This is a genomic window from Deltaproteobacteria bacterium (assembly GCA_013151235.1).
Classification (GTDB): Bacteria; CG2-30-53-67; CG2-30-53-67; order CG2-30-53-67; family CG2-30-53-67; genus JAADIO01.
Map to the genome: position 1 here is coordinate 1 of JAADIO010000002.1, position 12,735 is coordinate 12,735.

Genomic DNA, 12,735 nt, shown 5'->3' on the forward strand with positions numbered 1-12,735 from the left:
TGCCGGGTTGCTCAATCCTCTTGTCCGGGGAAATTCACAGAATGTTTCACAAGAAAACAACAACCTCTTCAACACATTCAAGTTAGAGAAGATTGCAAAGCTCTTCGACCAACGGATGAACCGGGCACGTCGGACCTTAGGACTCAGCAGCCAACCCCCGGGCGCACTCCTTCGTCCCTCCCGGTGGCTTCAGATCTTTCTGACCACCCACGAGTTGGAATTTCTGCAGGAGGACTTAGGCCCTACGGCGGTCTTCGTCGGCCCGTCATGGAAAGGACGCAACGAGACGGTGGCCCAAAAGGATTTCCCCTGGGACTGGGTCTTGGAGGGGCCACCGATTGTATACGTTTCCCTGGGCAACTTCTTCAACAGGCGTCCCGATTTCTTTTCCCGGATGATCAAAGCATTGGGCGGGTATTACCTACGGGTTGTCATCAGCACGCCACTCGCCGGATCAAGGCGGTTCCGACACCTCCCCTCAAATATCCGGTTCTTCCATAAGGTGCCCCAACTCTCGCTGCTTCCCAAGGTGTCCCTGTTCTTATTCCATGGAGGGAACAACTCCATGAATGAGGCCATGGCCGCCGGCGCCCCCATGTTGATTACCCCCATTGGGGGTGAGCAGATCTATAATGCCGAACGGGCATACCGACTCGGCGTGGGTCTTTATACTGATGTAGACCACACCAGCCCGGATGAACTGCGCAGAATGACGTTTCAAATCATCCGGGACGATTCTTTCAAAACCTCCGCTGACCGGGCACGCCGAATGCTTTCCCGCTGTGACGCCCCTGGGATTACGGCCACACTCATCCAGAGAATCCTCGCAACCGGGAAACCGATCCAGCGGCCGGCCAGTGAAAGACCGACACTCTACTGCGACTCCCCGCTGCCGGACTGGGCATCATTTTTTCCCGGTTCATCACCGCTTGACATCGGGCATTATACTGAATATACTTAATTAACAAGTCTGTTAAGAAAGTATATTTATGTCACTTCGCCAACTTCGCGCAATCCAAGCGCTCTATTTTACGTATCAGGATGTAGCGGACCTCTTGAAGATCACACCGCAGTCCGCCATGGTGACTTGTTCCCGGTATGTGCGGTCCGGAGACCTTGTCCGCCTGAAAAGAAATTATTATATTCCGAGAGAGAGGTGGAGCAGGTTGGCCGAAGATCAGATCTTTGTTCTTGCCAACATGTTGCAAGTTCCATCTTATATCTCGTTAACAACGGCCCTTGTTTTTTACGGGTATACAACGCAGATTCAACGGGATTATATCGAATCCGTGGCCGTGAAACGAACCCGTGAATTCCGGATCGAGGAGGTTACCTTTTCTTTCACGAAGATCAAGAAGGATTACTATTCGGATTTTATCAAGAAAGAGGGCTTCTTTATCGCCACGCCGGAAAAGGCCCTGATCGATACATTATACCTGGAGTCCCTGGGGCGCTACCGATTGGATATCGGCTCTATCGATTTCAGCAAATTCGACAATAAGGTGATTCGCAAGGTTGCGTCCAGATACACGGACAAGGTTCGACAAAGGGCGGAGGAACTATGCGGGACTTGATCACACACGAAAAACTTGAGATAGAAGTATTGGAAGCTTTGAATTCCCGGAAACTTCTGGAGCCCCTTGTCTTTGGTGGCGGAACCATGCTCCGGCTCTGCCATGATCTCAATCGGTATTCAGCGGGCCTTGATTTTTGGTTCGTGAAAGAAACGGATACCTCCGCCTATCACAAGAGAATGAAGGCATTCCTGAATGAGCGTTATCAGGTATCGGATGCACACAATAAGCGATATACCCTGGTTTACGAATTCCGGACCGCCGGGTATCCCAGGCATCTGAAAATCGAGATCCGCAAAGAGATCCGGAAGTGCAAATGGAAAGAGATGATCGCTTTTTCAAAACACACCCATCGCCAGGTGCTCCTGAAAGCCATGACGCTGGAACAGATGATGCAGAACAAAATTGAGGCCTTCCTGGACAGCGAAGAAATTCGAGATTGTTTCGATATGGAATTCATGCTCCGAAAGGGGGTCTCCCTTCAGACCCCGAAAAACCAATTGGAGAAATTGCGAAGCAGAATCCTGAAATTCAAGGCCCGGGATTTTTCCGTAACCCTCGGCTCTCTCCTGGACCGGGAGACCCGGGAGTACTACAGGAAGAACCGTTTCGAATACCTGGTCGGGAACATCAATCACCTGCTTTCAGAGTGATGAAAGGAAGAGCCCCCGGCGAAGGCAACGGCCACATAGTCAGGCTTCTTCCCGTCAATCACCTTCCTCTCCCGATTTTCAAGGAGAAGTTAAGAATTCCCATTTCTTGACAAGCCGGTCGCAGCCCCCTAAGATAACCGCCATGGACACTGAAAGACATCCGATGCCCGTCCTCTCTTTTGTGGGCCGGTCCGGTTCGGGCAAGACCACCTTTTTGGAGAAATTGATCCCCCTCCTCGTTACCCGCGGCTGCCGCGTGGGGGCACTGAAACATGCCCATCATATGGTGGAGATCGACAAACCGGGGAAGGACTCTTATCGCCTGCGGGAGGCCGGGGCCGTCGAGGTCGTCGCCTCCGCCCCGAACATGCTGGCCCTGATCCGGACGGAGGAGGCCGACCTTCCCCTCCGTGAAGCCCTCTCCTATTTCCGGAAATCCGATCTGGTGCTGATCGAAGGATATAAAGGTGAGGACCTGCCCCACATCGAGATCTTCCGGCAGAACGCCGGTCATGATGCCCTTCTCTTTCAAACCGGCCCGCCGCCGTCGGCACTGATCACCGACGCAGACTTTCCGGGGATCCACTGCCCGGTCTTTGCTCTTGATGATTATGAAGGCGTCGCGGAATGGATGGTAAGGGTTTTTTTAAGAAACCGACGTCCTTAAATCTTTGCAATAAGATGGTTGTGGGCGGCAAAGTAAAAAGTTCCAGATGCAAGGAGCGAAGGTTTGGAGAAGTGAGGCGTACTTTTCCGTACGCCGCAGCGAACTCAAAACCTGATAAACGCAGCAGATGGACTTTTTACACAGCCGCCGTCCTTGACGTGTCCGGCTCAATCTGCTATACACTACCTCCAAACTTATCCTTTATTATCATTCCTCGGGAGACAAACCCATGAAATCAATCCTCATCGCCAACCCCAAAGGGGGGTGCGGCAAGACGACTCTCGCCGTGAATTTGGCCTCCTACTACGCAAGGCGCGGAAAGTCCGTCGGACTCGTAGACCTGGACGACCAGGGAAGTGCCATGGGCTGGCTCGGCCTGCGCCCGGAAAAGCATCCCGGAATCAAGGGATGGCATGCCGCCCGGGGCGGTCGGTCCTCCTTCAACGGTTCGGATGTGATCATTATGGACGGCCCGGCACGTATCACGTCGAGCAAACTGGAGAAGGCCCTGAACAATGCTCATGTGATCCTCATCCCCGTCCTCCCCTCCCTCTTCGACATGGATGCCGTGGCCCGTTTCCTGGAAGGGGTCTGTGCTCTGCCGGCTGTCAAACGAGGGAAGAAGCGGATCGGCCTCGTAGGCAACCGGGTCCGTTCCAACACCATCAGCACCCGCGATCTGAAGAAGGCGTTGAAGAAGATGCCGCCGAAGGTCGTGGGGAATCTCTCCGACTCCCAGATCTATGTCCGGGCCGGGGCGCTGGGACTCGGGATCTTCGACATAGCGCAAAGCCAGTGTCAGCACCTGCGGGATGAATGGAAGTCACTCATCCGCTTTGTGAACAAAGACTGATGCTGCAAAAAAGTCTTCCGGTAAGATGAAAGGCGGCGGGAGAAAAATCTCCCGCCGCCTTTTTGTGGATCGATACTTTTTCAAACGATTCTATCGGTTTATCCTTCCCTTCCGGCTCAGGGCAACGAGTCCCAGCAAACCCGTCCCCAGGAGGAGAAGGCTTGCCGGTTCGGGAACGGCCGAGGCATGCTGGACCACATCCTGAGGATCGATCTCAGGGTATCCGGACGCCTCGGCAAAATAGGTATAATCGATATCCGTCATCGGCACCCACTCGGGCATCAGCTCCACTCCAGGAATGGAGAGAGAAAAACCGTAGTCACCGTCCATGACCGAAACGGAGGCAAGGTCCGTCCATTGCAGCTCATCGGTCGACCCGTTCGTGGCGTAAAGCTCCGCCCAGGGGGGGCCGGGAAACATCTGGTTCCACTGAAAGTTCAGAACATATTCCGCACCGATCGGGGCAAGACCCAGCCCGGACAGGTCGGGGTAGCCGACCCCCATCTCGACGGTGGACGGTCCGTTGTAGGTAAACTGCGCCCCCGTCAGGGGGTCCCGATCCACATCCAGCTCGATGATCCCCCGGGAATAGGTGTTGTAACCGGCGATCGAATTGTAATAAGCGACGTTGAAGACCAGGGCGCTCCCGACCGTTGTCGTTTCCACACTCTGTACGTCCATAAACCCTCCGGCCTGCGCCCAGGGAAGATAGTCCCCCTGCGGATCCATGACCATTGTCGCCTCCACAGGAGACGTTCCGAACCAAACGAGGCTCAGGACCAGCAGGACAGCAGACAACAGGACTAATTTATTCTTGTTTTTATGGATATTTTTCATGGATTATTCTCCTCATTTTCCCTGTTCACAGGGAAGAGATTTATATTCTATGATTGTTTCTTCCGCCTGATGCAGAGCAAACCGGCCAGTCCCGAACCGATCAGCAGAAGAGACGCCGGTTCGGGGACGGGTGTTGCCAGAAAACCGTGATATCCAGATCCGTCACTGTACATTCCGACGGCCTGTCCAGCATCATTAATACCGGAGATATAGAGCTCGGATGCACCAGGCAGGTCGATCACACTCATAATCCCGTCACTCTGAATAAAACCATGCCATGCGCCGGTTCCATCCATATAGCTTCCTGCGATCTGTCCGGAATCATTGATGTCTGCAGCTTCGAGCCCGTTTGCGCCGGAATAATCAATGGAGCTGAAGATTCCGCCGGATAGTAGAAACCCGTGAGTGCCTGATCCATCTCCGTATTTGCCCACCACCTGATCCAGGTCATTGATACCAAAGGCCTGCGTCCAAGTTGCACCGGGAACCTCAATGGAACTTGAGTTGCTCCCGGAGATCAGCAAACCATTATTTCCGTAAGCATCAAGGTAATCGCCCACAATCTCACCGGCATCGTTGATCCCACGGAGCTGTGTCGAATAGGACCAGGGATAGTTGTAATCAAAGGAAGTGAAGTTTCCGTTATAGAGCAGATAGCCATGCAGTCCGTTTTCGTCCACGTAAGATCCCACTACCTGGCCGTTATCGTCGATGTCCGAGGCAATCGTAAGTCCGGGATAGTCAAAGGAGCTAAAGAGCCCTCCGGATAGGATAAATCCATGATCCCCTGTCCCATCCTCGTAAATTCCGGTGATCTGACCGGCGTCATTTATGCCGTAAGCATAAGTAGAAGACGCTCCGGAATAGTCAATCGTGCTGAAATGATAACTGGTTGCGGACGCTGCCTGTCCCAGACACAAGATAAAACAAGATGTCATCAGGACAAAACATAAATAGTACCTCTTCATGAATGTTCCTCCTCGCATAGTGTCCTTTTACAAGTGATTCAATCCCGTAATCCCCCTTCTCCCTCAAACCGACTTGAGGAAGAATTTGATCCTGTAAAGCTGTTCCGGTTCACCTCCTTTCTTTCGTGATGTTATTGAAATAAACGTCCACCCCATCCACAGGGTCGCATCCCCCACAAACACCCGGCAGTCCCGGCACAACGTCGCGCACAAATCCGGCCGGAAAGATCCGGAAGACCGAAACCGCGGATGATCCAAGTCATTGCCCTGCAGGACGTCCCGAAGAACGTGAGGGAGATGCTGGTTTTCTTGTGTTTTCCCATTGGATCCGGCACCGAAAACTGTTGCACTCGATGAACCGCGTGCCCGAAAAGGTGTCGCCAACGGAAGCGAGGAGGCGGGTTCGTTCAACAATGTTCCAACCCTGCATCGAAAATAAAGCAAGGATCATGCCAAAGCCTCGGGAAGGCACTTGCCCGTTCTAACCTTTCGGCAATACAAGGGAAAGCAGTATTTTCACTCAGAAGAAGAAATCGGCGAAACCCGGCCGAATGGGACAAATTTTCACAATCTTATCGATCAAATTCCGGGGTTTGTCAGGAATACCGGGAGGTCTATCCCAATGGGACAGTTTTGCATGCCCTGTGTGACATTACACAAGTGCGACGGAATATCGGGTTATCTCCGAGGAGGTGGTCCCTTGCGGTCGAGTGCGGCAAGAAATCCCCGCGTGGATCTTCCCGGGATCTGTTGCGGATCCCTTTGGAGATCCAGGAGGTCCTCAAAGGTGTCGGCATCAATCCATTCCGGCATAAACCGGATCGAGAGTCCCATATTGCGGGCATTATCAAGCATCTTCGGAAGGACCCTCTCCGTTCCCATCTCCACACCATCGTACAGGGAAGGTGCCGGACGGCGCAGGGCCAGGAGATAGTAGCCGCCGTCATTGGCCGGGCCAAGGGTCATGTCGTAATCCTTGAGGACGGCAAAGGCCTTACGGATATGAACGGCCCGGATCTGGGGGGTGTCTGTTCCGATCTGCACGATCCGGTCATACCCCTTTTCAAAAGCGAAACTCACGGAATGAGCACACCGCTCCCGCAAATCCGTCCCCTGCTGGGGAATCAGGGCGATTCCTTCCGGGGCAAGTTCACGGAAAAAGGAGTACGACTCACGGGGAGTGTAAAAGAGGTGAATATCCGTCCCCTTGGCCTGTGATGCAGCCGCCAGTGTATCGGCAATAAAGGCGGAAGAGAGAGCCGCCGCCTGATCCGGGGTAAGGGGAGGGGTCATGCGTGTTTTTGCTTTTCCCGGCCGGGGTTCTTTTGCAAGGATGAGGAGGGCTTGCTTCTGCATTGCTGGAAAAGATCTCAGGAAGTCTTCTCACTTTTGTTGTCGACCGGATCCTGCTTTCCTTCATCCCCCGGATCCGGTACCGGCGGGGTCGGAACGGCAGCGGACGGCCCGGGAATGGAGGGTGGTGGCTTCACAATATCGTCTTTTGCCTTTTCTTCTTTCTCCATCTCCATGTCGATAGTACTCTTGAAATCCTGTGAGGCCCGCTTGAATTCCGCAAGCCCACGCCCCAGGGAACGGGCAAGGTCAGGAAGTTTCTTGGGGCCGAAGATCAAGAGCGCCACCACGAGGATGACTAACAGTTCCGGCATCCCGATTCCAAACATGATTCTTTTCCTCCATAGAGTGAATCGATGTCTTTATACTATGCAGCGCCGGTTTTTTTGTCAAGGTGAAAGGGATATCAGCCCAGGCACAAAGGCAGCAGGCACATAGGCACAAAGTTTCGGGGCATAAAAGCAGATCCTTTCTTTCGTTGAATCAATGGATTTTCCCGGGTTGATTTCCCTGTGCTTGACTTCGCAGGAAGGGTTCAGGTATCTTACAGCAACTGTTGACGGCATCCGATCAATCCGTGTGACGCTGCATAAAACATAAGGTGAAAGCTCTTGTTCTCCGAAACGGCCCTAAAAATTCCTCCATTCATCGTCATGGACATCCTCGAAGAGGCCCAGGCGATGGAACGGAAGGGGAGGAAGGTGATCCATCTCGAAGTGGGGCAACCCGATTTCCCGACCCCCCCCGCGGTCCGGAAGGCGGGGATTGAGGCAATCCGGGCCGGCAAGACCCACTATACCCACAGCTTAGGGCTTTTGCAGCTTCGTGAGGCGATCTGCGAATGGTATGAGAAGACCTACGGTGTTTCGGTTACGCCCGGCCGGGTCCTGGTCTCCCCCGGCACCTCGCCGGTGATGCTCCTCCTCTTCTCCCTTCTCCTCGATCCGGGAGATGAAGTCATCCTCGGGAACCCTTACTATGCCTGCTACCCGAACTACATCCGGATTTTCCGGGGGGTCCCGAAGTTCATCATGACCCGGGAGGAGGCGGGGTTCCAGTTGACGGCGGAGGCGGTCCGGGAAAGGATCTCCCCGAAAACCCGGGCGATCCTGATCAACTCTCCCTCCAATCCGGCGGGGACCCTCATCCCGGAAAAAGAGATGCAGGCCATCGCAGAACTCGGCCCCCCGGTGATCTCCGATGAGATCTATCACGGATTGGTCTACGAGGGACGCGCCCATTCGATCCTCGAATATACCGACCGGGCCATCGTGATCAACGGTTTTTCCAAACGGTATGCCATGACCGGATGGCGCCTCGGCTATGCGATTCTGCCGGAAGCGATGGTGCGGCCCCTGCAGCGGCTGCAGCAGAACTTCATCATCTCCGCTTCGGACTTCGTCCAGTGGGCGGGGATTACGGCCCTGAAGGAAACGGGGAAACAGTGCGCGGAGATGGTCCGGACCTACGACGAGCGGCGCAGGTTCATGATCCGGCGTCTCCGGGAGATCGGGTTCGGCGTCGCCGTCGAACCGACGGGGGCCTTCTATATCCTGGCCAACGCACGCCGGTTTTCCGATGACTCCCATGCACTGGCACTGGAACTGCTCCGAAAGACCGGTGTCGCCGTCACACCGGGGATCGATTTCGGAGAAAACGCCGAAGGGTATCTTCGCTTCTCCTATGCCGGAAGTCTCGAAGTCATCGGCGCCGGCCTTGACCGCATCGACGCCTATCTTCGGGAAGGGAAGGAATCGTGAAATCTCTCCGGGAAAGATTGAAGGCCCTCCCCTCTGTGGAAAAACTCTTGCAGGTACCGCAGATCGTACAGTTCCTGAAAGAACGGCCCCGCTGGATGGTCCTTGACGCCATCCATCAGGCCCTTGATGATGAGCGGACAAGGATTCGCTCCGGTGCCGGGGAGTACGCCCCGGCGGCTCTGGTGCCGCGGATCGGCAACCTTCTCCGAAGGATCAACCGCCTCCACTTGCACCGGGTCGTCAATGCCACGGGGGTGGTCATCCACACGAATCTCGGCCGCTCGGTCCTGACGGAGTCGATGATGGAAAATGTCACGGCCGTCGCCTCGAGTTATTCCAATCTTGAATATAATCTTACAACCGGCCGGCGGGGATCCCGCTACAGCCATGTGGAGGCACTCCTTTGCCGGATCACCGGGGCCGGGTCGGCCTTGGTGGTCAACAACAATGCCGGCGCCGTTCTGCTCGGCCTCAACACTCTGGCGGAAGGGAAAGAGGTGATCGTCTCCCGGGGGCAGCTCGTGGAGATCGGCGGCTCCTTCCGGATCCCCGACGTGATGAAGAAGTCGGGCTGCACCCTTGTGGAGGTCGGCACAACCAACAAGACCCATCCCGCCGATTATGAAAAAGCCGTTACCGAGCGGACCGGCTGTATCCTCAAGGTCCACATGAGCAACTTTACGATGCAGGGGTTCACGGAGGAGGTGGGACACCGGGATCTTTTCTCTATCGCCCGGGCGCACCATCTCCCTCTCATGGAGGATCTCGGCAGCGGCAGCCTGCTTGATCTCTCGCCCTGGGGTCTCCCGAAAGATCCGACGGTGCAGCAGAGTGTCAAAGCGGGGATCGATCTTATCACGTTCAGCGGGGACAAGCTCTTAGGCGGTCCCCAGGCGGGGATTCTCGTCGGAAAAGAAAAGATCCTCGACCGGGTAAGGAAGAATCCCCTGACCCGCGCCCTCCGGGTCGACAAGATGACGTTGGCCGCCCTGGAGGTTACCTTGCGGAAATATCTTGATACGGACACGGTCCTCCAGTCCATCCCCACCCTTCGGATGCTGACGGAACCGCCGGAGGCCCTCAAGGCCCGGGCGGAAAAGCTGGCCGGGGCGATTTCTTCGAATGCCGGAGGAGGTCTTTCCGTCGAGGTTCATTCCGATCACTCTCAAGTGGGCGGCGGCGCCCTTCCGGAGGCGGCACTTCCGACCTTTGTGGTGGCCCTTGAATCATCCGTGCTTACCGTCAACCGGCTGGAGGAACATTTTCGTAAGGCCGATCCGCCGGTGATCGGACGGATCTGCAGGGGGCGTCTCTTTCTCGACATGCGGACCCTGCGGGATAAGGATTTTGAGGCGGTTATCGCCGCAGCGGATTCCCTGGGCCGGGAAAATGAATAGCATGAAATCTGCTTATCGGCCGGAGGAGTTTCTATGACGGAAGATCAAAAAATGCCGGTAACGGGACACCTTGAAGAACTCCGTTCCCGCCTGCTCAAAATCGTCACCGCCATCCTGGTCGGAACGATCGTGGCCTATTTCTTCCGTCATCAGGTGCTGGCGTTCCTGGAAGTACCGATCAAGAAGGCCTTGAAGGATAACCCCCTGCGCTTCTTTTCCCTCATGGAGCCCTTTATCGTCCACATCAAGGTCGCAGTCTATACGGGGATCTTCTTTTCCGTCCCCGTGATCCTTTATCAGGTCTGGATGTTCGTCTCTCCCGGCCTCCTCGAAAAGGAAAAAAAATATATCCTCCCCTTTATTTTCATGGGGAGTATCTTTTTCCTTCTCGGTGCATCTCTCTGTTATTTCATCATCCTCCCCTATGGTACGGAATTCTTCATCAACTTTGATAAAACCCTGCAATCCACGATCAATATTGCCGGCTATATCAATTTCTGCACTCGTCTGATCCTTGCCTTCGGGATTGTCTTCCAACTTCCCCTTGTTCTCCTCCTGCTCAGCAAAATCGGACTGATCTCCTCAAAGACCCTTTCGGGCTACCGTAAATATGCCTATATCCTCTTTTTCATCATCGGGGCGATCCTCACCCCGCCCGATCCGTTTACACAGATCCTCATGGCAACTCCTCTGGTCTGCATGTATGAACTGAGCATCTTCTTGACCCGCGTATTCGGGAAGAAAACGCAATAACGAAGATTAAGTTTATTTTTTGTTGTACACATCCGTTTTACAAATCATTGACCCTTCGGAGGACTTGTGGTAGGTTATTAAAATATTTTATAGCCCCATTAGCAAACCTTCTCAACGGGTGTCTTATGGACGATCACAAGCTGAAGGTCTTCTGCTCAGTAGCGGAGACGAAGAGTTTTTCCAAAGCCTCCAAGGCCATGTATCTGACCCAGCCAGCGATCAGTCTGCAGATACGCTCGCTGGAAGAAGATCTGGGCACAAAACTTTTTACCCGGAGCAACAAGGCAGTCTCCCTGACAAAGACGGGAGAGATCCTCTATCGTCATGCCAAAAAGATCCTCTCTTATTATGGAGAGATTGAAAAAGAGATCAACGAAGCGACGGGACTGGTCAAGGGAAAACTGATGATCGGCGCCAGCACCACACTGGCGACCTATTATCTCCCCAACGTGATCGTCAAGTTCAAGAAACGTTACCCCGACATCCTCATTGACTTCGAGCGGGGAAACACCCGGAAGATCATCGACAGCCTGCTCCACGCCCGGATCGACCTGGGGCTTGTGGAAGGGGAGGTCAATGATCAGCGTCTGGAGGTAGAAAAAATGAACTCCGACGAACTGCTCCTGATCGTGAACAGCGATCACCCCTGGGCGGGCCGGCAGGATCTCTCGATTCATGAGATCATCGAAGAACCCTATATCATGCGGGAAGAAGGATCAGGGACTCGCCAGGTCGTGGAGAGTACCCTGGAGCGGGCCGGGATTCATGCCGGGGATCTGCATGTTGAAATGCTTTTAGGGAGTACGGAGGCGATCAAGACGGCCGTTGAAAACGGGCTCGGGATCTCGATCATCTCCGGTTCGGCCGTTCAGAAGGAAGTGAAGTTCGGTGTCCTGCGCGCCCTCTCGTTCAAGGACATTCGGTTCAAGCGGGATTTCAGCCTCATCTATCAGAAAAAATCTTTCCGGACGCAGCCGGTGGAAAAATTTATTGAATTGCTGAACCAGACCCCCATGGCCTACCGGACCTGAGAAAAACGGACGGTACGCCTCCCCCTCCCTTCCGCAGGCAGGAGAATCATGGCTGAAGAAAACGGGAAAAACTTCATTCGACGGCTGATCCATCGTTATCAGGATGGTACCCTCCGGCAGCTCGAAGACAGGATCACGACGGAACGTCCTCTCCATGTGGAGATCAACGGACAGGAGTTCATCACACTCCTTTGCACGCCGGTACGGCGGAAGGAACTGACGGCCGGCTTTCTCTTTTCCGAAGGATTTGTACGAGAGCCGACACAGATCCGGGGCCTCGATCTGTATGAAAAAGAGGATCGGATCAACGTAACTCTCACCGGGATCGATTTCAACCTTGAAGACCGGACCAGGAAGATCACCCTTACCTCGGGCTGCGGACGGGGAACCATCCTCTGCGATGTGATGGATGCCCTGAATCTCGGCCGGGCGGATCCGGGGCACACCTTCGCCCCGGAAAAGATCCTCGACCGGATGAGGGAACTCGAACGCTGCTCCTCCACCTATCTCGCAACGGGGGGAACCCACAGCGCCGCCCTCACCGACGGGGAGAGGCTCTGGGCCTTTGCCGAGGACATCGGGCGGCACAACGCCGTTGATAAGGTTCTGGGCGCCTGTTTTCTTGACGGTACCCCCACCGATGACAAGGCCCTCCTCGCCAGCGGCAGGATCTCTTCTGAAATCATCATGAAGGCGGGGCGGAGCCGTTGCCCACTCCTGGTGACGCGCGCGGCACCGACGGATCAGGTGGTCCGGATTGCCGAGACCCTCCGGATCACCCTCATTGGTTTTGCCCGGGGAAAACGAATGAATATCTACACCTGCCCGGAACGGGTCCTCGGGGGAAAGTACATAGAGAAATAATGTACGTATTGCATGTTTTTACTGA

Annotated in this window: 14 protein-coding genes; 10 read left to right on the forward strand and 4 right to left on the reverse strand. The window is 54.6% G+C overall.

Going from position 1 to position 12,735, the window contains the following annotated elements:
* From GXP58_00155 to GXP58_00175, 5 genes are all read left to right on the forward strand, one after another.
* Positions 1-961, forward strand: a 961-nt coding sequence (locus GXP58_00155) for a hypothetical protein (protein ID NOY52021.1), incomplete at its 5' end; no start/stop codon positions are given.
* A 28-nt stretch (positions 962-989) separates the two neighbouring features.
* Entirely contained in the window at positions 990-1,574 is a 585-nt protein-coding gene (locus tag GXP58_00160) for a hypothetical protein (GenBank protein ID NOY52022.1), read from the forward strand.
* Positions 1,562-2,227, forward strand: a complete 666-nt coding sequence (locus GXP58_00165) for a nucleotidyl transferase AbiEii/AbiGii toxin family protein (protein NOY52023.1) — start codon at positions 1,562-1,564, stop codon at positions 2,225-2,227. The genes GXP58_00160 and GXP58_00165 overlap by 13 nt, the downstream gene beginning before the upstream one ends.
* Positions 2,228-2,390: 163 nt before the next feature.
* Complete coding sequence (mobB, locus tag GXP58_00170) at positions 2,391-2,894, forward strand: molybdopterin-guanine dinucleotide biosynthesis protein B (GenBank protein NOY52024.1); 504 nt, start codon at positions 2,391-2,393, stop codon at positions 2,892-2,894.
* Positions 2,895-3,123: 229 nt separating this feature from the next.
* Positions 3,124-3,747, forward strand: a complete 624-nt coding sequence (locus GXP58_00175; GenBank protein NOY52025.1) for a ParA family protein — start codon at positions 3,124-3,126, stop codon at positions 3,745-3,747.
* A gap of 90 nt (positions 3,748-3,837) precedes the next feature.
* On the opposite strand, the gene GXP58_00180 is transcribed toward GXP58_00175, so the two are convergent.
* The 4 genes from GXP58_00180 to GXP58_00195 all read right to left on the reverse strand — a co-directional run bounded on the left by GXP58_00180 (position 3,838) and on the right by GXP58_00195 (position 7,234).
* Entirely contained in the window at positions 3,838-4,584 is a 747-nt protein-coding gene (locus tag GXP58_00180) for a PEP-CTERM sorting domain-containing protein (protein NOY52026.1), read from the reverse strand.
* Positions 4,585-4,631: 47 nt separating this feature from the next.
* Positions 4,632-5,552: a PEP-CTERM sorting domain-containing protein gene (locus tag GXP58_00185; GenBank protein NOY52027.1), complete on the reverse strand. Its 921-nt coding sequence runs from the start codon at positions 5,550-5,552 to the stop codon at positions 4,632-4,634.
* Between the two features lie 678 nt (positions 5,553-6,230).
* Positions 6,231-6,908 (reverse strand): glycosyltransferase, encoded by a 678-nt coding sequence (locus GXP58_00190; GenBank protein ID NOY52028.1) that lies wholly within the window; start codon positions 6,906-6,908, stop codon positions 6,231-6,233.
* Positions 6,909-6,922: 14 nt separating this feature from the next.
* Positions 6,923-7,234: a TatA/E family twin arginine-targeting protein translocase gene (locus GXP58_00195; GenBank protein NOY52029.1), complete on the reverse strand. Its 312-nt coding sequence runs from the start codon at positions 7,232-7,234 to the stop codon at positions 6,923-6,925.
* Positions 7,235-7,558: 324 nt separating this feature from the next.
* Between GXP58_00195 and GXP58_00200 the strand changes: the two genes are divergently transcribed.
* From GXP58_00200 to fdhD, 5 genes are all read left to right on the forward strand, one after another.
* Positions 7,559-8,665, forward strand: coding sequence for a pyridoxal phosphate-dependent aminotransferase (locus GXP58_00200; GenBank protein NOY52030.1), 1,107 nt, complete (start codon positions 7,559-7,561; stop codon positions 8,663-8,665).
* Positions 8,659-10,062 (forward strand): L-seryl-tRNA(Sec) selenium transferase, encoded by a 1,404-nt coding sequence (locus GXP58_00205; GenBank protein NOY52031.1) that lies wholly within the window; start codon positions 8,659-8,661, stop codon positions 10,060-10,062. The genes GXP58_00200 and GXP58_00205 overlap by 7 nt, the downstream gene beginning before the upstream one ends.
* A 33-nt stretch (positions 10,063-10,095) precedes the next feature.
* On the forward strand, positions 10,096-10,815 hold the full coding sequence (gene tatC / locus GXP58_00210) for a twin-arginine translocase subunit TatC (protein ID NOY52032.1): 720 nt from the start codon (positions 10,096-10,098) through the stop codon (positions 10,813-10,815).
* Positions 10,816-10,940: 125 nt separating this feature from the next.
* Positions 10,941-11,846 carry a LysR family transcriptional regulator gene (locus GXP58_00215; GenBank protein ID NOY52033.1) on the forward strand — a complete coding sequence of 302 codons (906 nt, stop codon included), beginning with the start codon at positions 10,941-10,943 and terminating at the stop codon, positions 11,844-11,846.
* A 48-nt stretch (positions 11,847-11,894) separates the two neighbouring features.
* Entirely contained in the window at positions 11,895-12,710 is an 816-nt protein-coding gene (fdhD, locus tag GXP58_00220) for a formate dehydrogenase accessory sulfurtransferase FdhD (protein ID NOY52034.1), read from the forward strand.
* Positions 12,711-12,735: the final 25 nt, after the last annotated feature.